General features: G+C 58.8%; 25 protein-coding genes. 9 read left to right on the forward strand and 16 right to left on the reverse strand.

The window, feature by feature from the left end:
- The first annotated feature begins 26 nt into the window (after positions 1-26).
- The 3 genes from AC1ENN_RS11605 to AC1ENN_RS11615 are packed head-to-tail and all read left to right on the forward strand — an operon-like array spanning position 27 to position 2,515.
- Positions 27-761, forward strand: coding sequence for a TetR/AcrR family transcriptional regulator (locus AC1ENN_RS11605; protein ID WP_480406100.1), 735 nt, complete (start codon positions 27-29; stop codon positions 759-761).
- A gap of 24 nt (positions 762-785) precedes the next feature.
- The gene (locus AC1ENN_RS11610) at positions 786-1,700 is read left to right on the forward strand and encodes an ABC transporter ATP-binding protein (protein ID WP_480406101.1); all 915 of its coding nucleotides are present in this window, start codon (positions 786-788) and stop codon (positions 1,698-1,700) included.
- Positions 1,697-2,515 carry an ABC transporter permease subunit gene (locus AC1ENN_RS11615; RefSeq protein WP_449647406.1) on the forward strand — a complete coding sequence of 273 codons (819 nt, stop codon included), beginning with the start codon at positions 1,697-1,699 and terminating at the stop codon, positions 2,513-2,515. The genes AC1ENN_RS11610 and AC1ENN_RS11615 overlap by 4 nt, the downstream gene beginning before the upstream one ends.
- Before the next feature lie 17 nt (positions 2,516-2,532).
- On the opposite strand, the gene guaB is transcribed toward AC1ENN_RS11615, so the two are convergent.
- Positions 2,533-4,035, reverse strand: coding sequence for an IMP dehydrogenase (gene guaB / locus AC1ENN_RS11620; protein WP_449647407.1), 1,503 nt, complete (start codon positions 4,033-4,035; stop codon positions 2,533-2,535).
- A gap of 279 nt (positions 4,036-4,314) precedes the next feature.
- On the opposite strand from guaB, the gene AC1ENN_RS11625 reads away from it, so the two are divergent.
- From AC1ENN_RS11625 to AC1ENN_RS11640, 4 genes are read left to right on the forward strand one after another with little or no spacing between them, the layout of a single operon-like run.
- A complete protein-coding gene (locus tag AC1ENN_RS11625; RefSeq protein WP_449648202.1) occupies positions 4,315-5,595 on the forward strand; it encodes a branched-chain amino acid ABC transporter permease in 1,281 nt (426 codons plus the stop codon).
- Between the two features lie 9 nt (positions 5,596-5,604).
- Entirely contained in the window at positions 5,605-6,585 is a 981-nt protein-coding gene (locus AC1ENN_RS11630; RefSeq protein WP_449647408.1) for a branched-chain amino acid ABC transporter permease, read from the forward strand.
- On the forward strand, positions 6,575-7,549 hold the full coding sequence (locus tag AC1ENN_RS11635) for an ABC transporter ATP-binding protein (protein ID WP_449647409.1): 975 nt from the start codon (positions 6,575-6,577) through the stop codon (positions 7,547-7,549). The genes AC1ENN_RS11630 and AC1ENN_RS11635 overlap by 11 nt, the downstream gene beginning before the upstream one ends.
- Entirely contained in the window at positions 7,546-8,283 is a 738-nt protein-coding gene (locus AC1ENN_RS11640) for an ABC transporter ATP-binding protein (RefSeq protein WP_449647410.1), read from the forward strand. The genes AC1ENN_RS11635 and AC1ENN_RS11640 overlap by 4 nt, the downstream gene beginning before the upstream one ends.
- Positions 8,284-8,664: 381 nt before the next feature.
- Here AC1ENN_RS11640 and AC1ENN_RS11645 read toward each other — a convergent pair whose 3' ends face one another.
- From AC1ENN_RS11645 to groES, 5 genes are all read right to left on the reverse strand, one after another.
- Positions 8,665-9,942, reverse strand: a complete 1,278-nt coding sequence (locus tag AC1ENN_RS11645; protein ID WP_449647411.1) for an ABC transporter substrate-binding protein — start codon at positions 9,940-9,942, stop codon at positions 8,665-8,667.
- A gap of 171 nt (positions 9,943-10,113) precedes the next feature.
- The gene (locus AC1ENN_RS11650) at positions 10,114-11,370 is read right to left on the reverse strand and encodes an ABC transporter substrate-binding protein (RefSeq protein WP_480406946.1); all 1,257 of its coding nucleotides are present in this window, start codon (positions 11,368-11,370) and stop codon (positions 10,114-10,116) included.
- Between the two features lie 129 nt (positions 11,371-11,499).
- Complete coding sequence (locus tag AC1ENN_RS11655) at positions 11,500-12,786, reverse strand: ABC transporter substrate-binding protein (RefSeq protein WP_480406102.1); 1,287 nt, start codon at positions 12,784-12,786, stop codon at positions 11,500-11,502.
- A 57-nt stretch (positions 12,787-12,843) separates the two neighbouring features.
- Positions 12,844-13,788, reverse strand: coding sequence for an EamA family transporter RarD (gene rarD, locus AC1ENN_RS11660; RefSeq protein ID WP_449647413.1), 945 nt, complete (start codon positions 13,786-13,788; stop codon positions 12,844-12,846).
- A gap of 123 nt (positions 13,789-13,911) precedes the next feature.
- Positions 13,912-14,208 carry a co-chaperone GroES gene (gene groES / locus AC1ENN_RS11665; RefSeq protein WP_021809375.1) on the reverse strand — a complete coding sequence of 99 codons (297 nt, stop codon included), beginning with the start codon at positions 14,206-14,208 and terminating at the stop codon, positions 13,912-13,914.
- A gap of 123 nt (positions 14,209-14,331) precedes the next feature.
- Here groES and AC1ENN_RS11670 point away from each other — a divergent pair, with 123 nt between their 5' ends.
- Entirely contained in the window at positions 14,332-15,519 is a 1,188-nt protein-coding gene (locus tag AC1ENN_RS11670; RefSeq protein WP_449647414.1) for a class I SAM-dependent methyltransferase, read from the forward strand.
- Between the two features lie 14 nt (positions 15,520-15,533).
- On the opposite strand, the gene AC1ENN_RS11675 is transcribed toward AC1ENN_RS11670, so the two are convergent.
- The 9 genes from AC1ENN_RS11675 to glmS all read right to left on the reverse strand — a co-directional run bounded on the left by AC1ENN_RS11675 (position 15,534) and on the right by glmS (position 23,106).
- Entirely contained in the window at positions 15,534-16,460 is a 927-nt protein-coding gene (locus tag AC1ENN_RS11675; protein ID WP_480406103.1) for a DUF4190 domain-containing protein, read from the reverse strand.
- A gap of 101 nt (positions 16,461-16,561) precedes the next feature.
- Positions 16,562-16,846 (reverse strand): DUF4190 domain-containing protein, encoded by a 285-nt coding sequence (locus AC1ENN_RS11680; RefSeq protein ID WP_449647416.1) that lies wholly within the window; start codon positions 16,844-16,846, stop codon positions 16,562-16,564.
- 100 nt (positions 16,847-16,946) lie between these two features.
- A complete protein-coding gene (gene tsaD, locus AC1ENN_RS11685; protein ID WP_480406947.1) occupies positions 16,947-18,002 on the reverse strand; it encodes a tRNA (adenosine(37)-N6)-threonylcarbamoyltransferase complex transferase subunit TsaD in 1,056 nt (351 codons plus the stop codon).
- A gap of 68 nt (positions 18,003-18,070) precedes the next feature.
- Entirely contained in the window at positions 18,071-18,562 is a 492-nt protein-coding gene (gene rimI / locus AC1ENN_RS11690) for a ribosomal protein S18-alanine N-acetyltransferase (protein ID WP_480391261.1), read from the reverse strand.
- Positions 18,559-19,179 (reverse strand): tRNA (adenosine(37)-N6)-threonylcarbamoyltransferase complex dimerization subunit type 1 TsaB, encoded by a 621-nt coding sequence (gene tsaB / locus AC1ENN_RS11695; protein ID WP_480406104.1) that lies wholly within the window; start codon positions 19,177-19,179, stop codon positions 18,559-18,561. Before tsaB ends, rimI begins: the two co-directional genes overlap by 4 nt.
- Positions 19,163-19,762: a tRNA (adenosine(37)-N6)-threonylcarbamoyltransferase complex ATPase subunit type 1 TsaE gene (tsaE, locus tag AC1ENN_RS11700; protein WP_480406105.1), complete on the reverse strand. Its 600-nt coding sequence runs from the start codon at positions 19,760-19,762 to the stop codon at positions 19,163-19,165. The genes tsaB and tsaE overlap by 17 nt, the downstream gene beginning before the upstream one ends.
- A complete protein-coding gene (gene alr / locus AC1ENN_RS11705; protein WP_480406106.1) occupies positions 19,759-20,880 on the reverse strand; it encodes an alanine racemase in 1,122 nt (373 codons plus the stop codon). Before alr ends, tsaE begins: the two co-directional genes overlap by 4 nt.
- Positions 20,873-21,247, reverse strand: coding sequence for a holo-ACP synthase (locus AC1ENN_RS11710; RefSeq protein ID WP_449647421.1), 375 nt, complete (start codon positions 21,245-21,247; stop codon positions 20,873-20,875). The genes alr and AC1ENN_RS11710 overlap by 8 nt, the downstream gene beginning before the upstream one ends.
- Positions 21,248-21,255: 8 nt before the next feature.
- Positions 21,256-23,106 carry a glutamine--fructose-6-phosphate transaminase (isomerizing) gene (gene glmS / locus AC1ENN_RS11715; protein ID WP_449647422.1) on the reverse strand — a complete coding sequence of 617 codons (1,851 nt, stop codon included), beginning with the start codon at positions 23,104-23,106 and terminating at the stop codon, positions 21,256-21,258.
- Between the two features lie 46 nt (positions 23,107-23,152).
- Here glmS and coaA point away from each other — a divergent pair, with 46 nt between their 5' ends.
- The gene (coaA, locus tag AC1ENN_RS11720) at positions 23,153-24,109 is read left to right on the forward strand and encodes a type I pantothenate kinase (RefSeq protein WP_480406948.1); all 957 of its coding nucleotides are present in this window, start codon (positions 23,153-23,155) and stop codon (positions 24,107-24,109) included.
- 73 nt (positions 24,110-24,182) lie between these two features.
- Here coaA and glmM read toward each other — a convergent pair whose 3' ends face one another.
- On the reverse strand, positions 24,183-25,544 hold the full coding sequence (glmM, locus tag AC1ENN_RS11725) for a phosphoglucosamine mutase (protein ID WP_449647423.1): 1,362 nt from the start codon (positions 25,542-25,544) through the stop codon (positions 24,183-24,185).
- Between the last annotated feature and the right edge of the window lie 21 nt (positions 25,545-25,565).

Genomic DNA, 25,565 nt, shown 5'->3' on the forward strand with positions numbered 1-25,565 from the left:
TTGAACAAACGTTTAGTTTATTAAACATGCGTTCAAGAGTCGATGATTCCACCACCAAAGCGCGCATCCGCGACGCCGCGATTCGACTCATCGGGCAGAACGGGTTCGCCGCGACAAGCGCCCGCGCTGTCGCGACTGAAGCAGGAGTGAGTGCCGGCCTCGTCATCCACCACTTTGGAAGCATGCGTGAGCTCAAAGCCGCGTGCGATGACTTCATCATCGGCGAGGTCACCCACCGCAAAGCCGGTCTCGGCGAAGGAGACATCAGTGCGGCAGTCAGCGAGTGGTACGCCGACCTCCCCAAATTTGAGCCGTGGCTCAACTATCTAGGCCGCCTCTTCACCGACGATTCTGTCGCCGGGGCAGACCTTTTCGACCGCTTCGTCGCCATGTCCCACACCATGCTCCTTGAGGGAGTTGCCAGCGGAGCCGTCACGCCAAGCGCCGACGAACACGCCCGCGCCATACTGCTCGTCACCCACAGCCTCTCGACTCTCACGCTGCAAAGTCACATCGCCCGCAGTCTCGGCAGCGGCCAACTCAGTCTCGACAGTCTTAGCCGCATGGGCAATGCTGCCCTCGAGCTCTATACCCACGGGATCTACACCGACAGCACGGCCCTTGATGCGTCCCGCGCCGCTTCGCACGCCGCCTCGCAAGCCGCATCACCGCCACCGCGACACGTGCATGATCCGGATGCGGATCCTCCGGCCAGCGAGGCTCCCTCCAGCACGCACACCCCCTCAACGACTCCCTCCTAGGAAGGACCGGGCTCCGCCCCACCCATGACTTACGCGATAGAAACTCAGGCACTCACCAAGCGTTACGGCAAAAACACTGCCCTCGACGGTGTGGATCTCGCCGTAGAAACCGGCAGCGTGTTCGGCATGATCGGCCCCAATGGTGCCGGCAAGACGACCGCGATGCGGCTACTGCTCGACATCATTCGCCCCACCTCCGGCAGCGCAACCGTGCTCGGCCAGTCCCCCATCGCTGGCGGTGCTGCATTGCGCCGCGACATCGGATTCCTCCCGGGCGAACTTCTCCTCGAGGGCCGCGTCACTGGTCGCTCACTGCTCAAGCACTACGCCGAAATCAGCGGCCGCGTTGCGCCAGACCGCATCGACTCGCTCGCTGAACGGCTGGGGCTCGACCTCACCCGCCACGTGCGGACCCTCTCCAAAGGCAACAAGCAGAAGCTCGGCCTCGTGCAGGCGTTCATGCATGAGCCCAAGCTGCTCGTACTCGACGAACCAACGAGCGGTCTCGATCCGCTCGTGCAACAAGAATTCCTCTCGATGGTGCGCGAAGCCCAACACAAAGGCCAAACCGTGTTCCTCAGCTCTCACGTCTTGAGCGAAATCCAGAACGCTGCCGATCAAGTCGCGGTGCTCCGCAACGGCACCGTGGTGAAAGTTGGTCACGTCGCCAGCCTGCGAGCGAGCGCCATCCGTCGTGTCGTCATCGACTTCACGGATGCCGCAGCCGACGACATCCGCACCGCCTTGCTTGCCCTGCCGCAACTCGACAACCTCACCGTCGCTGATGGCGAGCTGATTCAGGTCACTGGCACCGTCGAGGGACACATCGACGCTCTCGTCAAGACCATCGCCCCCTTCCACGTGGTCGACCTGCGGGTGGAAGAGCAAGATCTCGAATCGTCGGTTATCGACCTCTACTCGAATGAGGCAAACAAATGAGCGAGAACATGACCCGCAGTATTTTGCCCCTCACGCGCCGCAACCTTGCGGACTCGTGGCGAGGGCTACTGGGCTGGACGGCAGGAATCACGGGAGCCATATTTCTTTACGTGCCGCTCTACTCCTCATTCTCGGGCGACAACGCGGGCTTTGACGAAGTAATCAAATCCCTCCCCGAAGGCCTAGCGAGCACTCTCGGCTTCGAAGACCTCACAAGCGGAGCTGGCTACGTGCAGGCGACATTCCTTGGCCTGATCGGATTCGTCCTCTTCACCATCGCCGCCACGCTCTGGAGCTCGGCGGCGATTGCGGGCGACGAAGAATCCGGTTCGCTCGAACTCACCCTTGCCCACAGTGTCTCCCGTGTGCAGATCATGGTCGAGCGCAGTCTCGGTGTCATCCTGCGACTGCTGTGGCTCAGTGTCGTTTCGGCGCTACTAATTCTCGCGCTCAACGACTCCTCCGGGATCGACCTTGAGCCTGCCCGTGTGATCGGCGGATGCTTGGCGCTGTTCGGCTTGGGAGTGCTCGCGGCCAGCTGTGGGCTCGCCGTTGGCGCCATCACGGGCCGTCGGAGTTTTGCCTCTGCGGCGGCAGCCGGAATCGCCCTGCTCGGGTACATCCTCAACTCACTCGGCAACCAAAGCGCAGACGTCGAATGGCTGCACAACCTCTCGCCGTACCACTGGGCGTTCGGCAACTCTCCACTGAGCGAGGGAGCCGACTGGGGCTCCCTCGGGCTCATCTTCGGCATCTCCGCCGTCGTGCTCGTGCTCGGCGGAGTCGTCTTCAACCGTCGCGACGTCTCCGCCTAGCGGCGCGCGCTGAGGTTCTAGCGACGGTAGTTCGGTGCCTCAACAACCATCTGGATGTCGTGGGGATGCGATTCTTTCAGCCCGGCGGCAGTGATCCGCACGAACTTGCCCTTCGTTTGCAGCTGATCGATAGTGCGGGCACCCGTGTAGAACATCGACTGGCGGAGGCCGCCGAGCAACTGGTACATCACCGTGGAGACGGGGCCGCGATAGGGGACCTGGCCTTCGATGCCCTCGGGGATCAGCTGGTCGTCGGAAGGAACATCCGCTTGGAAGTAACGGTCACGCGAGTACGAGGTCTTCTTGCCTCGTGTTTGCATCGCACCGAGTGAACCCATGCCGCGATAGCTCTTGAACTGTTTTCCATTAAGGAAGATGAGATCACCAGGGCTCTCATCGGTACCAGCAAGCAGAGAACCAAGCATGACAGTGTCTGCCCCGGCTACGAGTGCCTTGGCAATATCTCCGGAGTACTGAAGGCCACCGTCGGCGATCACCGGGATTCCGGCTGGTCGAGCGGCCAACGATGCCTCGTAGACGGCCGTAACCTGTGGAACCCCGACACCAGCAACAACGCGGGTAGTGCAGATCGAGCCGGGCCCGACACCAACCTTCACGGCATCGACACCCGCGTCGATAAGTGCCTGCGCTCCGGAACGTGTAGCGACGTTGCCGCCGATCACGTCAATAGCGTCGAAGGAGGAATCAGCTTTCATCCGTCGGACGATGTCGATGACTCCAGCTGACTCACCATTTGCGGTGTCAACGACAATCACATCGACGCCGGCATCGCGGAGTCGCTCAGCACGTTCCCACGCATCACCGAAGAAACCGATGGCTGCGCCAACTCGGAGTCGACCTTCGTCATCTTTTGTCGCGTTGGGGTACTGGTCGGTCTTCTCAAAGTCTTTGACAGTAATGAGGCCGATGAGCTTGCCGCTGTCGTCAACGAGCGGCAGCTTCTCAATCTTGTGCTGATTGAGGAGTGCAATAGCGCCGTCGCGGTCGATACCGACCGGGGCGGTAATGAGGGGCATCACCGTCATAACATCGCGCACCAGCGTTGAGTCCATGTCCTCTGGTTCGATGAAACGCATGTCGCGGTTGGTGACGATTCCCACGAGGGTTCCGTCCTCCTCGATTACGGGTACTCCCGAAATTCGGAACTGACCGCACAAAGCATCAACTTCCGCAAGGGTGGCTTGTTGCGTAGTTGTTACCGGATTGGTAATCATGCCGGATTCGCTGCGCTTGACCTTGTCAACGAAGGCGGCCTGATCGTCGATCGAGAGGTTGCGGTGAAGCACTCCGAGGCCACCATTTCGGGCCATCGCGATCGCCATTCTGGCCTCGGTGACGGTGTCCATTGCCGACGAAATGAGGGGCGAAGACAGCCGAATCCTGCGGGTAAGACGTGAACTGGTGTCAGCATCGCTCGGAATCACATCGGTGTGACCGGGTAAGAGCATCACGTCGTCGTAGGTGAGTCCGACAAAGCCGAAGGGGTCAGGCTGTTCCATGTTAAATCTTCCTTGCACCAGGAGCGTGAAACCGGCGATCTTGTGTTAAATCTGCGGCCAATCAATATTAACGGGTTTCCTGCGAGAACATTCCCCCGCATAATGGCTTCACCGCTTTGTACCTGACAAGCATTTGTATGTCAGACACAATCGGCCGGTGTCTTCAATGCCGTAGACACGTCAGAACCCGCGGGATTCTTGATCCCGGCTGGGTCCCTTCCTGGAGGTCCTGTGAACACAGCGGAATATCGCCGCACGCGGCGGAAAAATCGACGGGGAGTGCTCGTCGCACTCATCGTTGCTCTTTCCGCTGCCTTCTCTCTGATGGCCATGCCCGCCATGGCCGACGAGGTTAATGTCGACGAATACGACAACAGCATCATCGGTAACGTCAAACTCGAAAGTGTGCCTCTCGAAGGTGTGCTGCTCACCATCTCTGGTGGTGGCTACGAGGTTGAAGTTGAGACTGATGCTGATGGTCAATGGAAAGTTGGCGTACCCGACGGTGACGAGTTCAGCGTCACGCTAGATGAATCGACACTGCCAGACGGCATCGCAGTGATAGATGAGACTGGTGCAGACGACACCCCAAACGTTAAAGAAGCGATGATCGGCCCGAGTGGCTCGACAGTCATGAACTTCTTTATCGGGCGCGGTGAACGCAACGTCACCAGCTTCTTCGACCAGTTCGTCGAGCGCATTGTCAATGGCCTCAACTTCGGGCTCATGCTCGGACTTGCCGCAATTGGCATCTCGCTCGTCTACGGAACTACAGGTCTCTCCAACTTCGCTCACGCAGAAATGGTGACATTTGGCGCGGTGATGGCACTGATTGTGTCGGTCGACCTTGGTCAACCCGTCTGGTTTGCCATACCGATAGCGGTGTTATTGAGCGCCGGCTTTGGCTGGGCGCTCGACGCGGGTCTCTGGAAACCGTTGCGCAAGAAGGGCGTAGGAATCGTCCAGCTGATGATTGTCTCCATCGGCCTCTCGCTGGCACTTCGCTACACCTTCCAGTACTTCCGCGGTGGCGGAACCGAGCAACTGCCCGGCTCTGACTCCCCAGACATCCCCCTCTTCGGATCGGTGTCGCTCAGCCAGACCAACATGATCAGCATGGTTGTCAGCATCGTCGTGATCTGCATCTTCGCGTGGTGGTTGGTGAAGACCAAGATTGGTAAAGCTACTCGGGCCGTCTCCGACAACCCGTCATTGGCCGCCGCATCCGGTATCGATGTCGACCAGGTTGTTCGGGTCGTGTGGATCTTGGCAGCAGCAATGGCCGGTCTCGCTGGCGTGCTGTGGGCTTACTTCCGACCAGGAATCCGCTGGGACATGGGTGCGCAGATCCTGCTGCTCGTATTCGCGGCGGTCACCCTCGGTGGACTTGGCACAGCGTTCGGTGCCCTGGTTGGTTCGATCATCGTCGGAATCCTCGTTGAGACCTCGAGCCTCTTCATTCCATCCGACCTGAAGTATGTGGGTGCCCTAGTCGTGCTCATCGTCATCTTGTTGTTCAGACCTCAGGGCATCCTGGGTCGAAAAGAGAGAATAGGTTAGGGGCCGCTCATGGATATTCTGCAAATTCTCTCCAACACCGGGTCATCACTGATTGCACCAGCAACCATCGGATACGCCCTCGCGGCACTCGGTCTTGCTATGCACTTCGGTTTCACCGGACTGCTCAACATGGGTATGGCGGCCTTCATGGCCATCGGCGCCTATGGCTACGCGATCTCAATCCTCACCTTTGGTTTCCCGTGGTGGGGAGGCATGCTCGTCGGTGTCGGTGGCTCGCTCATTTTCGCCCTCATCCTCGGAATCCCCACGCTGCGTTTGCGCGGTGACTACCTCGCGATCGTGACGATTGCTGCTGCTGAAGTTGTGCGTCTGTTGTTCCTGACCACAACGTTCGACAAGTACACCGGCTCGGCCGATGGACTCAGCGGTTACCACGCCAGTTTCCGAGCGTTCAACCCGATCCCCGATGGCACCTACGGCTTCGGCCCGTGGGTGTACAACGCGAACGGCTGGTGGGTGCGCATCTTCGGAATCGTCATCCTTGCTCTCGCAGCACTCATCCTGTGGTCAGTCATGCGCAGCCCCTGGGGCCGCGTCATTAAGGGAATCCGTGAAGATGAAGACGCCGTGCGCGCCCTCGGAAAGAACGTGTTCTCCTACAAGCTGCAGTCGCTCATGCTCGGTGGTGTCTTCGGTGCAATGGGTGGAATCATTTACGCCCTCCCTGCCTCGGTGAACCCCGGTGTTTATGTGACGTCGCTGACGTTCTTCGTTTACACCGCGCTACTGCTCGGTGGTGCTGCCACAATCTTCGGACCAATTATTGGTTCGGTGATCTTCTGGGGCGTTCAAACCCTGCTCAGCAACCTGCTTCCCGCTCTGGTCAACATCGGCGTGCTGCCGTTCATGACCACAACGCAGTCGCAGACGGTGCGTTTCATCCTTGTGGGTGTGGCGCTGATGTTGCTCGTGATCTATCGACCACAGGGCATCCTCGGCAATAAGAAGGAGCTGACCTTTGTCAAATAACGACACACCGGCTGCACCGGTACAACGCGCAAAGACGACGGGGCTCCACAAGGGCGATATCGCTCCCGGAGTTGCCAAGGTCGATCCGATCATCATTGCCGATGGAGTGCGTCGCACATTCGGTGGCCTCACCGCGGTCAACGTTGACCACATTGAGATCCCCCGCAACGCGATTACGGCCTTGATCGGTCCAAACGGTGCCGGCAAAACGACACTCTTCAACCTCTTGACGGGATTCGACAAGCCAGACGAAGGCAAGTGGACGTTCAACGGTCACGCTCTCGCCGGAATGGGCGCGCACAGGGTTGCTCGACTCGGCCAAGTGCGCACGTTCCAACTCACGAAAGCTCTCGGGCTCTTGACCGTTCTCGAGAACATGAAGCTCGGCGCGAAGGATCAGATCGGGGAAAACATTTTCCGCGGCATGATTCCTCGGCTCTGGCGCAAGCAAGAAGCTGAAATCGAGGCACGCGCTGAGGTGCTGCTCAAGAAATTTAAGCTCGATGCAAAGTCATCAGACTTCGCGGCCAGCCTGTCAGGCGGGCAGCGCAAGCTACTCGAAATGGCTCGCGCCCTGATGAGTGAACCGACTCTCGTGATGCTCGATGAGCCGATGGCTGGGGTGAACCCCGCTCTGACCGAGTCACTGCTTGATCACATCCTCGACTTGAAAGAAGAGGGCATGACTGTGCTCTTCGTCGAGCACGACATGCACATGGTTCGGCACATTGCCGACTGGGTCATCGTGATGGCGGAAGGTCGGGTTGTTGCTGAAGGCCCGCCAGACGAGGTTATGAAGAATCAGGCCGTCATCGACGCTTACTTGGGATCGCACCAAGATGTGGACCTCGGTGTTGTCACCGGTCGCATCGAAGGCGAGCTCAACACGGCAGCAATCGATATGGCAGCAGAGGTTGAAGAACTCGACTCCAAGATCGCCAAGCGCAAGGAGCCCCGCAAGTGAACGCAATTCCCACCGAGAATGCGGTAGTCCATGTCAAGGACCTCACCGCGGGCTACCTTCCCGGAGTCAACATTCTCAACGACTGCAACCTGGTCGCTAACCCGGGCGAGCTCATTGGAATCATCGGACCAAACGGTGCCGGTAAGTCAACGCTGCTCAAGTCCATTTTTGGTCAAGTGCAGGTGCGTGGTGGTTCAATCACGCTCAACGGCGATGACATCACTGGACTCAAGGCGAACAAGCTCGTGTCGCGCGGTGTTGGTTTTGTTCCACAGAACAACAACGTGTTCCCCAGCCTGACGATCGAAGAGAACCTCCAGATGGGGCTCTACCAAAACCCGAAGATCTATGACGAGCGTCTCGAGTTCGTCACCAGCATCTTCAGCGAACTGAAATCGCGCCTCAAACAGCGCGCTGGTTCGTTGTCGGGTGGTGAGCGTCAGATGGTCGCAATGTCTCGCGCCCTCATGATGGACCCGCACGTGCTTCTGCTCGATGAGCCATCCGCTGGCCTCTCGCCCGTGAAGCAAGACGAAGCGTTCATCCGGGTTTCAGAAATCAACAAGGCTGGCGTTACGACGATCATGGTGGAGCAGAATGCACGACGCTGTCTCCAGATCTGTGATCGCGGCTACGTTCTTGACCAGGGCAAGGATGCTTACGAAGGCACCGGGCGTGAACTCTTGAACGATCCCAAAGTGATCGGGCTGTACCTCGGTACGCTCGGCACCTAAGCACTCTCGCTCGCACAAAAGGGCCCCGCTCAGATTCGTCTGAGCGGGGCCCTTTTCTGCGTCCGCGCAGAGACTTGGCACCGACGAATCATGCCACTCACCAAGAAAGTAACTCGTCACAGCGCTGGATGCCGCTGTGAGGGGTCGTTTCGGCCCAAACCATCCAGAGGCACCCGCGTGACTCGTTAGGCGTTGAGAGCGCGAACTGATGGCGTTTCAGGTTCCCTACAGAACCAGGGCCATCCGTGAATCTGCTTCAGCATCGCTCGGGGTAGAACGGCCCCGGCAGCCGTCAGGCGTGTTAGCCGAGGCGTAGGCGCACGAAAAAGGCCCCAACCCTAAACGGGTTGGGGCCTTTCTCTTAGCGATGCTTAGCGGGTATTAGCCGTTGTATGCGCTGTACGTGTTGTCGTCACCGTACTGGTAGATACCAACCTTGGCCTCGGTGGGGTCACCGAGTTCATCGAAGGAGATCGGACCAGAGATGCCGTCGTAGTCAGCTACGCCGCCACCGTTGATGATTTCTGCACAGTCGGCGAAGGTGGTGCACTTCTCGCCGTTACCTGAACCGCCTGATACTTCCTGCAGCTTCTCTGCGATTGCTGCGGAGTCGGTTGAACCGGCTGCGAGCGATGCGAGAGCGAGCAAGATGACCGAGTCGTAGGACTCAGCTGCATAGCTGAATTCTGAGAGCTCGGGCTGGCCAGACTCAACCCAGAAGTCGTTGACTGCCGACGTGAAGTCAGCAATCGTGTCGACGCTCAGGCCGGGCAAGGTTCCCTTGGCGCCCGTGAGGGTACCAGGAGCCAGCTCGTCACCGAAGTTGGCGAGGTTACCGTCTACGAAGTAGAGGTTCTCGGCCGGGAAGCTGCTGACAATGCTCGGAAGCATGGTCGAAACTTCTTCGAAGGTGATCAGTGCGATTGCGTCAGGGTCAGAAGCAAGAACTTCTGAGATCTGAGCATCGAACGTGGTGTCACCGGTGTTGTAAGTGGGCTGTGAAACAACTTCACCACCGGCGGCTTCGAACGCTTCCTGCGTGAACTTGGCAAGGCCAGTTCCGTAGGAGTCGTTGAGAACGATCATGCCGAGGGTCTCGTGACCGTCAGCAGCGATCAGGTTACCGAGAACCTCACCCTGAAGCACGTCGGAAGGAGCGGTACGGAAGTACAGGCCCTTGTCGTCGTACGTCGTGAATGCGGCCGAGGTGTTTGCCGGCGAGAACTGAATAACTCCAGCGCCAACAACCTGGTCAATGAACTGAAGTGAAACACCCGAGGATGCTGCACCAAGAATTGCGGAAACATCTTCATTGAGCAGACGAGGGATTTCAGTCTCGTATGCCTTGTTGTCGGTGTCACCGGAGTCGCCCTGGATCAGGTCGATCTGGATGCCTGCATCTGCCTCGTTAACCTGAGCAGCTGCGTACTCGGTTCCTGCGATCTCGGGCGGGCCGAGGAATGCGAGGTTACCGGTTACCGGGAGTGCCGTTCCGAGTTTCAAGCTGAGGTCGCCACCACCGTTGCCAGAAGGAGTTTCCCCTCCGTCAGTTGCACAGCCAGCCAATACCAGTGCGCTTGCACCGACGATTGCGAGACCGCTCAACAGGGTCCGCTTGGACCGTGATGGGGAGGCCGTAGCCTTCGCGAATACGCTCATGTTGCTCCTTGCGTTTCGAATGTGTTCAGGAATCAAATGTGGCACTGCGGTGTCGCCACACAGTCAAGCTATGCCCACTCGGGACGTATGCACAATACGTCTGTACTACAGCCTTGTAACACTCTTAAGAATCGTTACCATACGTAGACTCTTCAGAAACGCAGATGTTACTCAGTTAATCCGGGTGTACACGTTGTCGCTACCGTACTGGTAAATACCAATGATCGCGTCCTGAGGATCGCCATTGTCACTGAGGGTTATCGGGCCCGAAACACCGTCGTAATCTACGGTTCCGCCATCGAGGATAATCTTTGCGGCATCCGCAAAATTGGTCACGACCTCACCGTCACCAACACCACCCGAGACTTCTTGCATTTTGCTCGAGATCGCTTTTCCGCTTGTCTTCTGCGCCGCCAAAGCGGCGAGGCTCGCCAAGATCACCGCGTCATAGCTCTCCGCGGCGTAGCTGAAGTCTTTCAAGCTCGGGTTGATCTCCAGGAGCCTGTCAGTGAAATCAGAAATCGTCAAAATTTCTAGTCCGGGATGAGTGACGATCGACCCCGTCAGACTTCCTGCAGCAAATCCCGAGCCGCGCTCCCCCAACGACAGTCCGCTAAAGAAGAGTTGATCGCCCGAGTAGCCGGCCGCGATGAACGCCTTGGCAATCTTCTCGGCCTGAGTGGTTCCCAGAATTGCAACGGCATCAGGCTTTGCGGCAATGGCATCAGCGATTTGATCGTCGAGGCCCGTTGCCTTGTCGTCGATAGTCTCTTCGACAATGACTTCGCCACCACCGCGCTGGAAGGTTTCACCGACTGCGCGAGGCAGGAGGGGGCCGCACAACGCATCTTCGGAGAGAATCGCGATCGAGCCGTCAACGCGGTCAGCCATTTCGGCGCCGAGAGCAGAACCTTCGAGCGCGCACGATGGCGATGTTCGCCAGTACAACATGCTGTCGTCATAATTCGAGAAATCAGGAGAATCGTTCGCTGGCGAAATCTCGACGACGCCCGCGCCAGTGATCTTGTCGATCACCTTTTTGGAGACACCATTCGACAGGCCACCAATAATCACGGTTGCTCTTGCCGCAAGCAACTCAGTGGCAGCATCTTCTGCAGTCGTGCCTGTTGAGTCGCCTGAGTCCTGCGTCTCGACGGTTACCGTGAGGTTGGCGTTGGCATCATTGACGTCCTGGGCCGCCAACGCAATCGCAGCCGAAACGGCGGGGGCAAACTTTTTGAGTGACCCGGTCTCGGGAACGAGAGCACCAATGGTGAGGGTCAAATCTTTGGGCGCGATGGGCTCCGGTGGGGCTTCTTCAGCCGAGCATCCGCTGAGAACAAGAACTGCGGCGAGAACGCCAGCAACTGCTGTGAACCCGCGACGGGTCCGCAGCGATACGCGTGATCCACGGTCTATGGATGTCATCACAGTCGCTCCTATCTACCGCTCGAAACAGAAAGCGGCATTGTTACGGTAGTGGGCAAATCGCGAAACACGAACTCAGCAAAGCCAATTCGCGGCCAAAAAGTGCCCCCAATCCGGGAGGCACTCGTTCTATCCGACGATCGATCCCGCCGTGAACACGAACTTATTTTCGCCGTTGTAGGTGTACTTTCCCCAGTATCCGGGCTCAATGTTTCCGTCTGGCGTGAAGTTGACTGTTCCCGAGACACCGTCATAGTCGATGTCATTTGTTGTTTTCAGGACCTCTAAACACTCAGCGAAACTCAGGCACTTCACTCCGCCCTTTGAGACGTCATAGAGGGAACCAGCAACCTGCTCCCCCGCGTCATCCTGGGCAACGATCGCCGCGAGAGCAGCCAACATGGTGGCGTCATAGGACTCCATTGCATAGCGGTAGCTCGTGAGTTTCGAATTGGTTGCCTTAAACGTCGCGATTAACGTCTTCGATGGCTGCGCACCCTCAATGACCCCCCGCACCCCTTTCAGCGTGCCGTTCGTGAACGATTGCGAATAGTCACCAGTGTTCAGTGACGTAAGCCAAAGCTTCAAACCCTTATACCCAGCGGCCACAAGTTTTGCGATAGCAGCCTTGGTTGCCTTGACGGCGTCATACGTCGACCCGACAACAACAAAATCGGGCTTCGCTTTCTTAAGGTTGGCAACGATCGAATCAAAGTTGGTGGTTGAGCTGGTAAAAACTTCGTCGGCTACGAGTTCATTGCCGTACTCGGCGAGGGCAGTGACGAACGTGTCATGAAGCGCAATACCCTCGTCATCCGCGACATAAACAAATGCGATGCGCTGAGTTGTTTCGCCACCCGCAAGGGCTTCTGCGAGCGCATAACCCTGCTGGTCGTAGGCCGGTATGGTGCGGAAGAAGTAGCCATCGTCGAAAACATCGCCCAGGGTCGAGAAGGTGGCAGCAGGAGAAATTACCGGAATCTTGGCTTCGATTGCGAGAGGGATAGCCCTTTGCGCGAGAGCCGACGACGACGGCCCGATGACCACATCAACCTTCTTAGACACCAGCGTCTTAAACGATGACTCGAGCTTTGTGGTCTTTGCCTCACCCGAGTCTGCACTCACAATCTCAACGGGGGCACCGTTTACTCCGCCAGCCGCATTGATCTCCTTGACTGCAGCAGCCACCCCCGCCGCTTGCGCAGCAGCGAGAAAGGAGAATGTTCCACTCGTCGGAAAGATGGTGCCCACTCGCAGCACGCCATCACCCGCAGGAGTTACAACCGGGGTCGGAGTAGGTGACGCTGCTGCCGAAACCACCGGAGTGGGCGTCGGTGCGGGTGAACTGCACGCTGCAAGAGCGACGGCAACGGATGCCGCAACGATTAGACGTCGACTTGCACGAAACCTCGTCATTGACTTACCTCTCTCGGCACCGCAACCTTCGGGCGATCACGCACCTTCACAGGAATACTACGGTGCGCCAGGAGCTTCGGCTGGCGAACCAAGCCGAGTACGAGACGAGTGACGGAAGAGATCGAAGGTGAGGATAGCCAACGCCACCCACACAATGGCAAATCCTAACCAGCGTTCCGGCGGCATAGCCTCATGGAAGATGAAGACGCCAACCACAAGCTGCAGTATTGGTGCCAAGTACTGGGCGAGGCCCATGTAGGTGAGCGGCAGACGGCGGGCGGCGGCAGCAAAAAGGATCAAGGGGATCGCGGTGATGGCGCCAAGACACAGCGTCAAAACCGTGTGGCTAGTGCTAACGGAGCCAAGCGAAAGAGTGCCATTGGCGCCCAATACAAACAGAACTATTATGGCGATTGGCGTCAAGAATGCTGTTTCGACTGCTAGTCCACCCAGCGCATCCGCCTTCGGTCCAACGCTCTTCTTTACGAGTCCATAGAGACCGAAGCTGAAGGCCAGAGCCAAAGCGATCCAGGGGAATTTTCCGTAACCGATCGCCAGCACAAGAACAGCGAGCGCACTGATGCCAATCGCGACCCACTGTAGAGGGCGGAGTCGTTCTCGAAGAATGATGACGCCAAGCAATACGGTCACGATGGGGTTCGTGAAGTAGCCAAGCGATGCTTCAACGATGTGGCCGTTGAGGCTTGCATAAACGTAGACAAGCCAGTTCACGACAACGAAAGCGCCGCCCAAACCCAGAGTCCAGAAAGTTCGACGATCGCGCACAATCACCATCACCCGCGCATAGCCACGCGTGACGAGCAAAAGTGCAGCACAGAAAACGAGTGAGAGAACAATCCGCCAGGCCACAATCTCGATGGCGCCTGAGTCCTTGAGGAAGAAAAACGCGATGGGCATCGCGCCCCACAGGATGTAGGCGGATACCGCAAAACCGAGGCCGCTCGGTGATACGCGGTCAGTAGCGTGAGAAGTCGGGGGCACCGTTAAAGTCTAGGGCTGCGCCGGCTGCACCACTGACATCCGCCCAACACAAAAGCCCAAGGCAATTGCCTTGGGCTTGAGTGATGCCGAACAGCGAAGTTCGGCGATGATTTGCGCTTCGCCTTAGCGAACGACCACAGCAAGAACGTCGCGAGCCGACAGCACGAGCAGGTCGTCTCCGCCGTACTTCACTTCGGTCCCGCCGTACTTGGAGTAAATAACCTTGTCGCCTACGGCGATGTCAAGCGGCACGCGGTTTCCGTTGTCGTCGATACGACCGGGACCTACGGCGACTACTTCACCCTCTTGGGGCTTCTCTTTCGCAGTGTCAGGAATGACGAGCCCAGACGCGGTGGTCTGTTCTGCATCGACCTGCTTGATAACAATGCGATCTTCGAGCGGCTTAATGGACACCGACACGTGTGACCTCTTTCTCAAGTTCTTGGGTTGGCACACTCCCTGTGGGAGTGCCAGATCAACTATACGGCTTGGTTGGCACTCGATCAACGTGAGTGCCAATACAGATGCGGATACGGTTAGAGAATGAATCAGAGCGAATTGCGCGAGCTACTTTCAGCCGAAGGCCTCCGCCTGCTCGACTCACTTCCCGCTTGGCAATCGAGCGACGAGATTGTACGCACTGTCGGCGAACTGCGAAAAGCTGGCCACAGCGCCGGCCTCGTCGCCGCCGTGCTCAGCCAGTCCAAATTGCGGGCAAAAGCGGCGAACAAGTTCGGCCCATTTGCCGAACGGATGCTCTTTACCGAAGCCGGCCTCGAACAAGCAACTCGACTTCCTGTTGCGGCGCTCCACGCCGGCCGCTTCAGTAACGCCAATGTGAAGTGGGTCGCCGATCTCGGCTGCGGAATCGGCGCAGACGCCCTCGCGCTCGCAGGCCTCGGCCTCACCGTCACGGCTGTCGAGTTGGACGAAACCACCGCAGCGCTCGCGAGCTTCAATCTAGCTCCCTGGAGCAACGCTCACGTCGTTCACGGCGATGCAGAATCGGCAGATCTCTCAGGGATCGACGGCATCTACCTCGACCCAGCGCGGCGGGATGCTCGCGTTCGCCTGACCAATCCGGCGGACTGGACACCATCACTCGATTTCGCTTTCAGTCTTGCCGAGCGCTATCCCACCGGAATCAAGCTCGGCCCCGGCATCGATCGCGATCTCATTCCCGAAAATGCTGAAGCCCAGTGGATCTCAGTCGGCCGTGAAGTCGTAGAGCTCGGGCTGTGGTTCGGTGCAGTCGCTCGCGACGGCATCCGTCGCTCCGCACTGGTCATCGGTGAACACGGCACCGCCGAAATGACGGCAGCCTCCGACAGCGCAGATGAAGCCACGGGAGAATTAGGGCAGTTTCTTTATGAACCAGATGGGGCAGTCATCCGGGCGAGGCTTATCGGAGATCTCACCAGACAGCTGAACGGACGGATGCTCGACACGTCGATTGCGTACTTCAGTGCAGACGCAGCAGTGGCCTCGCCATTCGCAACCTGTTTCGAGATTGTCGCTGACTTCGCACTCGATAAGCGCTCCCTCAAGAAGGAACTCGCTTCCCGCAAGATTGGCACTCTAGAAATCAAAAAGCGCGGGGTCGATATCGACCCCGCGACTTTCCGAACATCGCTCTCACTGAAGGGTGAGCACAGTGCAACGCTGATTCTTACTCGCGTGGCAGGCAAGCGTCGGGCGCTACTAGCTCGCCGCGTTGTTTCGCCTGCGTAGCGGGCTGGTGGCTGCTAGAAATCGCGGCGGAAGCTGGGACCCATCTGGCTGATGCCTGCAGTAAATAGCAGGAATGCGCCAATAATAATGATTCCGGTGATCAAGCCGATCGCGACGCTAATGTATCCGGTGATCAAGCCCGTGAGCCAGAAAGGACGCGACTGAGGTTGCTTCTTCTGCGCCATGTGGCCCATGACTACCGCTGCAACGCCCGGCAAGAAACCAAAAGCGACGAACGACAGCAGGATGCCCGAGATTCCGGTAACCATCGAGGCGATGGAGAGCCCCTGTGGGGGACCGGCCGGAACCGGGGTGAATGGTGCCTGACCCGGAGTAGCTGCACTCTCGTAGCCGGGGATCGGGGTACCGCTTGGCGCGGAGTACGGATCGTTCGACGTCGCGGGAGTGTCGTTGGGCGTGACGGGAGGCACCGGCGGGGTCGAGGGAGCTGACGTCGCCGATGCCGGAGTGGCCGCAGCAGCACTTGTCGCCGACACTGCGGACTTTGCCGGTGCCGGTGCCGCTGCTGACTTCGGTGCTGCGCTGGTAGCGGCGACTGGCGCTGGAACGGCAGCCTTCTCCGTTGCGGGTTCCGCAGCATCCATCTTCGCTGTAGGGGTGGCCTTTGCCGCAGTGCCCTTAGCCGCGGCGGTCTTGGTGGTGGAAGTCTTGGCAGGGGAAGTCTTGGTGGTGGAAGCCTTGGCAGGGGAAGTCTTGGTGGTGGAAGCCTTGGCAACTGAAGCCTTGGCAACTGAAGTCTTAGTGGGGGAAGCCTTCGCTGCAGGTGTGGACTTCGCTGCGGCCGGCGAGGCGGTCGTCTTCTTCGTTGCCGCAGGCTTCTTGGCTGACGGAGTCGCCTTTGCCTTGGGCGCGCTTGATGCCGCAGGAATAGCGGGAGTGGGGATCGACGGCGTCGAGCCGTCTGAGTTGTTAGTAGCCATTCGGCCACTTTAGCAAGCGAACATCAACATTTTCCCGTTAACAATTCGCGTTAACGCCGAAGGGCCCGCACACCTGTGCAGGCCCTTCGAACAGGAAAAATCTAGTACGAGGTTACGGCTCCGCCGAGTGCCAACGATCCGATGATGATCGCGCCAAAAATAATGGCTCCCAGTAGACCGAGGTAGCCCAGGACAAGTCCGATGATGGCGAGCACGTTGCCCTGTTCGCCAGTCTTTTTGATCTGGCTTAGTGCGATGTGACCAGTGATGATGCCGATGAGGCTAAGCCACAGAATCGAGGTCACGAGGGACACGATGGAGAGTACGTTCCACTTGGCAACCGGCGCGCCTGTTGGCGTCGAGGCGTAAGGCGTGGGTTCTGACATGACGGAATGCTCCTTAGTAGATGAAACCGAAAGCGGCGCGACCATATTGTCAGCCTGAAAGAACGCTGTCAATGTGTCTGGGTTCGAGCCTAGCGCGAAACTACGCCTGAATTTGGGTGACAGGAAGAGTCGAGTCCGCACTGAAGCTCAGCGTCGACGGTTGTTTACCTGCCATTACCAATTGGGCACCTAACGCTGCGATCATCGCGCCGTTGTCGGTGCACAACGACAGCGGCGGAATCCTGAGTTGGATGTTGGCAGCGTCGCACCGCTCCTGAGCGAGTTCCCGCACCCGGGCATTCGCAACAACCCCGCCACCGAGAAGCAGGCGAGGCACCCCTCGATCAACGCACGCCGCGACTGCCTTGGTCAGCAGGACGTCAACGACTGCCTCTCGAAAGCTAGCGGCAACATCCGCGATCGAGAATTCTGTTCCCGCATCTTGCTCGCGCTCCACCCACCGGGCAACAGCGGTCTTGAGACCCGAAAAGGAGAAGTCGTAGCGATGCCGCTCCAGATCCTTGGCATGACTGAGGCCTCGAGGAAAGCGAATCGCACGGGGATCTCCCCCGACAGCAACCCGGTCGATCTGTGGCCCGCCCGGATATGGCAATCCCAGCAGTCTCGCTACTTTGTCAAAGGCTTCGCCTGCCGCATCATCGATTGTCTCGCCGAGCAGTTCGACATCGGAAACGAGATCACGCACGTGCAGCAACGAGGTGTGTCCACCCGAAACGAGTAGCGCAATTGTCGGAAGGTCGATCTCGGTTCCGTCATCACGCAGCACATCCGCTCCGACATGACCGACGAGATGGTTGACGGCATAGAGCGGCTTGTCGGTCGCGACCGCAAGTGCCTTCGCTGCAGCAACTCCGACCATGAGCGCACCCGCCAACCCTGGACCGCTCGTGACGGCAATGGCGTCGACTTCGTGGAGCTCCACTCCCGCGGCGGCGAGCGCCTGCTCGAGCGCTGGCTGCATCGCCTCAAGGTGCGCGCGTGCAGCAACTTCGGGAACGACGCCGCCATAGCGTGCGTGCTCGTCCATGGAGGAAGAAATCACATTGGCCAGCAACCGATTTCCTCGAACAATGCCAATACCGGTCTCATCACAACTGGTTTCGATTCCCAGCACGAGCGGTTCCGTCGTGTTCATCGGCAGGCTGCGCGTGCTCGGAGCCTCGCGATACTCCGAGCGGGAGCTATCCCCTCCAGACAACTCAGTCATCTGCCGACCGCCGGGGAAAGTTTCGGCTCAGGAATAGTCAGTCGCATCACGATCGCATCAACGCCATCAGGCTGGTAGTAGTGAGGCCGCACAGCGATCCGTTCAAAACCGAGCGAATCATAAAGGCGTTGGGCGGCAGGGTTGTCGTCACGCACCTCCAAGAAGAGCTCACTTGCCCCGCGATCGCGAGCCTCAACCATGAGCGCGTGCATCAGGGCACGACCGATACCGTGGCGTCGAGCATCCGGTGCGACAGCAATAGTTTGGATGTCCGCCTGCCCGGAACGGAACGGCGCACGCAATCCTGCATAGGCCGTCACTTGCGTGGGATCCCCTACCGGGTGTGCGACAAGGTAATAGCCGTGGTTGTCGACAATCTCTGCCGCCATCATGTCTCTCGACCACGCGTCATTGGCGAACTCGCTCGACTCGATAATCATGATGGCGTCAAGGTCGTCTGGGGTAGCGCGGCGCAATTGCCAGCTCATGCGGTTACTCGTTTCGGTCCTGCGGAAAGACTGATGTCAGGCGAGCGCAAGTAGAGCGCTTCGTGGCCGGCGAACTCGCGTCCGTTTGCCTTCAGTAGTTGCGCCAGTTGAGCCAGTTGTGCTGCGTGTACTGGTGCTGCTTCGTGCGCGGCATAACGTTCATAGTTCGGCACATGATCGGCCAATTCGGCGGCAGGGGCCAGGGCTGGGCCAGCGACGCGGATCGGCAACCCCGCGTCATCCGTTCCCGCATAGGTCGACCAGTAGAACTCTTTGCGCCTCGCGTCAGTGGCGATGAGAGTTGGTGCGGTTTCGCCGAGCGCGATTGCATCGTGGGTGACCACCGGGTAAAGCGGGAGACCGGCCCCAAACGCGAAAGCGCGGGCTGCGACGATTCCCACGCGGAGCCCCGTGAAAGGACCGGGGCCCATCCCCGCGACGACACCGGTTAGGTCGGTTACCGAGAGCCCGGCATCAGCGAGGCAACTATAAACAAAATCGCCGATGACTTCGGCGTGTTTGCGGGTGTCTGCAGAGTCGCACGCGGACCGGACCACGCCGGTCGCATCGACGATGGCAACGCTGGTGCCCGCTGATGTATCAATTGCTAAGAACATCAAGCCACCCCATTTCTGCCCACTTGGCACCATGACCGGTCACGGTGACGGTGCGTGGTTCAACAGCTTCTTCGGAAAAGTCGTCGCCAGCGTCGCGTTCACGACTGGCTGTGGGCGCGGTGCCTGCTGTGGGCGCGGTGCCTGCTGTGGGCTCGGTACCTGCACCGGTTGGGCGAACAATGTCTACGTTCAACCACGATGGGCTGACCCCATCGAGCAACCCTGCGCCCCATTCGACGACAACAATGGATGCTTCAAAATCAATGTCGAGGTCATCGAGCTCGACCGCACTACCCAGTCGGTAGGCATCAACGTGTACGAGCGGCGCTAGGTCGGCTGCTGCATCAGGATTAGAGGCCACTTCGCCTGCTTCGAGCCTCGGGTGCGTGCGTGCAAGAACAAAAGTGGGGCTCGTTACGGTGCCGCGGATGCCTAACGTCTCACCTATCGCTCGAGTGAGGGTCGTCTTTCCAGCACCGAGTTCGCCGTTGAGGAGAACAAGGTCTCCGGCTCTCAGTTGCCCGGCGATCGCTGCCCCCAGTTCAGCCATCCGTTCGGGGGAATCAATTGTTAGCGTTGTCACTGCTCGTACCTGCGCACCACACGCTGCCCGATGCGCGTCACAATTTCGTAATTAATGGTGCCAGCTGCTGTCGCCCAGTCCTCGGCGCTGGGCACCGTAGTCGGCGCTCCGTCCGAACTCGAGATGGAGCTACCGAACACCACGGCGCGATCGCCGACGGCAACCGGGGTGTCTCCCATATTGACCACGATTTGATCCATAGCTACTCGCCCAGCGATGTGGCCGGTTACCCCATTGATGGAGACGGGGCCGCGATTGGATGCCTGGCGCGGAATGCCATCGCCATAACCCAGGGGCACTAGGGCCAAGTTGGTATCGGTCTCGCAGCGGAAATCGAATCCATACGAGACACCTTCGCCTGCGGCAGCGCGTTTCACCGACACGACAGGAGCGCTGAGGGTCATCGCTGGCACCAGACCGAGAGCCTCGGCATCGACGTCGTTGGCTGGGGTCAGTCCGTACGTGCTGATTCCGAACCTCACAAGAGTGAAGCGGGCGTGCGGGTACTTGATTGCGCCCTCAGATGCCGCCAAGTGATGAAATTCGGGTCGTAATCCAACCGATTCTGCGAGGGCAATGGCGGCGGAAAAATGTTCAATCTGTTTGGTGTCGTTTGCGGTGCCCGCGTTCGCAAGATGGCTCCAGATGCCCCGGACTTGGATGCGACCGGCCAGTTCGTGGGCAACCGCCTCCTCAAAAAATTTCTGCCAGTCGCCGAGAGCCGCACCATTGCGATGCAAACCGGTATCGACTTTGAGGTGCACGTTGGCTGTTCCGGATGCCGAGGCAACTTCTGTGAGCTGTGCGGTGCTACTGATCCCGAGTTCGATGTTCTTGCGGATCGCTTCGCTGAAAGCCGCCCCAGGCTGATGCAACCACGCAAGGAGCGGGGCATCAATACCGGCGCCTCGGAGAGCGAACGCTTCGGTCAGGTCGGCTACACCGAGCCAGTCTGCACCGCCGGCGAGCGCTGCTCGTGCGCTCTCAACGGCGCCATGGCCGTACCCATTCGCCTTCACTACTGCCATGACTTTGGCCGGGGCAACGAGCGCGCGTAGGACTTGCATGTTGTGGCTGATCGCAGCGGTACTGATGGTTGCGAGGCGTAGATCAGTCATGGTGCGCCTCCGCGACAACGTAGGCGATCGCGATGCCGGCATCGTGGCTCATCGAGAGGTGCACGGAAGTGATTCCTCGGCGCTCGGCAATTGTCTTTGTGGAGTTGAGCAGTTCAAAGGACGGATTCCCTAGGTGATCTGACACGACACGCATGTCGTGCCAGGTGACACCGGTTGAATCACCCAACGCCTTTATGAGCGCTTCCTTGGCGGCAAACCGGCCGGCTAGCGAGCGCAGCGGGCGAGCCACACCATCCTTGAGCTGTTCGCTCTCAGAGAACAGGCGAGAGGTGAGGGTCGGCGTGCGCTGCAAAGCACGCTCGAAGCGTGCGATGTCAACGATGTCCACACCGATCCCCACAATCACGGTGAGACCTATTCGACGGTGACAGACTTCGCGAGGTTGCGAGGCTGGTCGACGTCGAGTCCCTTCGCTGCTGAAAGCTCCATACCAAAAATGTGCAGCGGGATGACGGCAAGCAACGGCTCAAAGAACGAACCGGCTAGGGGAATCGGGATGACCTCATCGGCGAATGGCAACACCGCAGCGTCACCCTTTTCAGCGATAGCAATAACGCGGGCACCCCGAGCACGGATCTCCTGAATGTTGGAGACAACCTTCTTGTGCAGCGAATTGGGGTCACGCGGGCTCGGAACAATTACGAAGACAACCTGACCGGGCTCGATGAGCGCGATCGGACCGTGCTTCAACTCTCCAGCAGCGAAGCCCTCGGCGTGAATGTAGGCCAGTTCCTTGAGCTTGAGGGCACCCTCGAGCGCGATCGGATAACCCACGTGGCGGCCGAGGAAAAGAACCGACTGAGTGTCTGTCATCCAGTGTGCCAACTGCTTGATCGACTGTGAAGTGACCAAAACCTCAGAGATCTTGTCTGGTACGGCCTGCAACTCGGCAACATTTTCACGAATCGCTTCCTCGCTGAGCGTTCCGCGAACACCCGCGATGTGCAGTCCAATGAGGTACAGCGCCGTCACCTGAGCGACGAACGCCTTTGTGGATGCCACAGCGACCTCGGGGCCAGCATGCGTGTAGACGACAGCATGCGACTCGCGGGGAATCGTTGCGCCGTGCGTGTTGCACACCGAAACGACTTTTGCCCCGGATTCCATGGCGAACTTCACTGCCATGAGGGTGTCCATGGTCTCGCCAGACTGGCTGATCGAGATAACCAACGTGCGATCGGTGAGAATCGGGTTTCGGTAGCGGAACTCGTGCGCGAGCTCAACGTCGACGGGAACGCGCGACCACGCCTCAATGGCGTACTTGCCGAGCATTCCGGCATAGGCAGCGGTTCCGCATGCGATAACAACAATGCGGTCGATGTTGGCGATAACGTCATCACCAAGCGGCTCAAATTCGGTGAGCTTAACAAGCCCATCCTGAACACGGCCCAGAATTGTGTTGGCTACGGCATCAGGCTCTTCGCTGATTTCCTTAGCCATGAAGCTAGACCAGCCGCCCTTCTCTGATGCCGAAGCATCCCAAGCGATATCGAACTCTTCGACCTCAACACGGTTGCCATCGAAGTCGATAACGTCAACAGAGTCCGGACGAATCGTAACAATCTGGTCCTGGCCAATAGCGACGGCACGACGCGTGAACTCAACGAACGCTGCAACGTCGGAGCCGAGGAAGTTTTCACCATCACCCAAGCCGATGACCAACGGTGAGTTGCGACGAGCGCCGACAACAACGCCAGGCTGGTCCTCATGAACGGCGAGAAGAGTGAATGCTCCCTCTAGGCGAGCAACAACCCCACGCAGCGCCTCAGTGAGATCGCCAGTCTTCTCGTATTCGCGACCGACGAGAATTGCTGCAACCTCAGTGTCAGTTTCGCTGGCAAAGGTTTCACCCTCGGCAAGCAGCTCGTTCTTCAGCTCAGAGAAGTTTTCGATGATGCCGTTGTGAATAAGCGCGAGCTTCGAATCGCGGCTCAAATGCGGGTGCGCATTGACGTCCGTCGGGCCACCGTGGGTAGCCCACCGGGTGTGCCCGATGCCCGTGGCACCGTTGCCGAGAGGGGCTTCGGCTAGGTCATCCAGCAGCATCTGAAGCTTGCCAGCACGCTTGCGCGTACCCAGCACCCCCGCGTCGTCAATAATGGCGACACCTGCGGAGTCATAGCCCCGATATTCGAGACGTTTGAGACCGCCGAGGAGAACCTCAAGGCTTTTTTCGTTACCGACGTAACCGACAATTCCACACATGGAAACGAGTTTAGTTGCCCAAGCTGGGTATCCGCGCGCAGATAGGATGAACCCGATGCACGAACATAGCTCCGCACACGGTCAAATCTCTCCTTTTCTCGAAATCGATCGGAGCGATTGGAGCGAGCTCGCGCCAAAAATGAAAGTGCCCCTCACACAAACGGAACTCATTGAGCTCCGCGGGCTCGGAGATGAACTCGACCTCACCGAGGTCTCGGAGGTCTACCTCCCCCTTAGCCGTCTGCTCAATCTTTATGCAGAAAATGCTCAGAGGCTCCACGCCGCAACCACTCAGTTCTTGGGCGCATCCACCACCCGAACGCCCTTCGTGATCGGCGTTGCCGGATCAGTAGCCGTGGGAAAATCCACCATTGCCCGACTGTTGCGCGAACTGCTCTCCCGTTGGGATGGAACGCCCAGGGTCGAACTGATCACAACCGATGGCTTCCTTCATCCGAACGCCGAGCTCGAACGCCGCGGCATCTTGGAGCGAAAAGGGTTTCCCGAAAGCTACGACCGCCGTGCCCTGCTTCGCTTCGTCAGCAAGATCAAAGCGGGCGAGCCAGAAGTACGAGCACCGTTTTACTCCCACCTCGCCTACGACATCATCCCCGATGCGGGTGTCGTAGTCCGCAAACCAGACGTACTCATCGTCGAGGGGCTCAACGTCCTACAACCCCCAACACCGGGCAAAAAACTCGCCGTCAGCGACCTCTTCGACTTCACGATCTATGTGGATGCCCGCACGAGCGACATCGCCCGCTGGTACGAGGAGCGCTTCCTTCGTCTCCAGCGCGGAGCGTTCAGCAATCCGCGCTCGTACTTTCACCGCTTCGCGGACCTCAGCGGAAGCGCAGCCCGGGCACGCGCGCAACAGGTATGGAAGCTCACAAACGAGCCAAACCTTATCCAGAACGTTTTGCCTACCCGGCCGCGCGCATCACTGATTTTGCGCAAGGATGCGAATCACGCGGTGTCGAAAGTGCTGCTGCGCAAGACCTAATAAGGCCGCGCGGTAACTACGAACATCATTGCGCTAGCGCGGCAACTCGCAGTATTTCGCAGGTCAATCGTGACTAGGCGCCGAGTTGAGCACGCACGACCGCGGCAAGTCGCTCCGCCATTTGTTGAGCGATCTCTTGGTGCTCTGCTTCTACCATCACACGAACCATCGGTTCGGTTCCCGAAGCGCGAAGCAAGACTCGGCCGGTATCGCCCAACTCGGCCTCAACCTCAGCAACGGCGTCGGCGATTACGGTGTCTGATCCCAGCGAATGATGATCAACGCCTCGAACATTTTCGAGCACCTGAGGGTAAACGGTCATCACCGAAGCCAATTCGGCAAGCGTCTTACCCGTTCGCTCCATCTCAGCAACAAGGTGCAATCCGGTCAGGATGCCGTCACCGGTCGTCGCAAACTTAGTCATGATGACGTGACCAGATTGTTCACCACCGAGCGATAGGCCGTGCTCACCGAGTGCTTCAAGCACATAGCGATCGCCGACCTTAGTTTCGAGCATCGTGATATTGTGCTCGGCCATGGCACGACGAAGCCCCAAATTGCTCATTACTGTCGCAACCAGTGTGCGGTCATGAAGAACACCGCGCTCAGCCATCGATACGGCCAGAATCGCCATGATCTGATCGCCATCGACGACCTTGCCATCTTTGTCGACGGCGAGGCAGCGGTCGGCGTCGCCGTCGTGAGCGATTCCGATATCGGCGCCGTGTGAGAGCACCGCTGCAGCAAGATTGTCTAGGTGAGTTGACCCAACTCCGTCATTGATATTGATGCCATCGGGGTCAGCACCAATGACGGTGACTTTGGCACCGGCATCCGTGAATACCTGTGGCGAAACTCCTGATGCCGCACCATGAGCGCAGTCGAGCACTACATGGATGCCGCCGAGTTGGTTGGGGAGTGTCGACAGCAGGTGCACGACATAGCGGTCTTCAGCATCGGCGAACCGTCGGATGCGACCCACTTCTATGCCTGTGGGCGCGAGGCTCGGGGCTGCAAGCGCTGCTTCGATTCGGTCTTCGACCTCGTCGGGAAGTTTTGTGCCGCCCTGACCAAAGAATTTGATTCCGTTGTCTGGGGCGGGATTATGCGACGCGGAGATCATGACTCCGAGGTCGGCTTTGAAATCGGCAACGAGGAACGCTGCTGCCGGGGTGGGAATTACTCCGGCGTCGAAGACATCGACACCTGAGCTCGCGAGCCCCGCGGATACTGCGGCAGAAATGAATTCGCCGGATACGCGGGGGTCGCGTGCAACAACTGCAACCGGTCGGCGGCCTGAAGCGCGCCGACCATCAGCAACCCGGCCTTGGCCCAGAACGACTGCTGCCGACTGAGCCAAGCCGAGCGCAAGCTCGACAGTAAGATCGCTATTCGCGAGTCCGCGAACGCCATCTGTACCAAAAAGACGTGCCATACGTTGCCGCTAGCAGGGAAA

This window comes from Rhodoglobus sp. G.S.23, assembly GCF_056675935.1.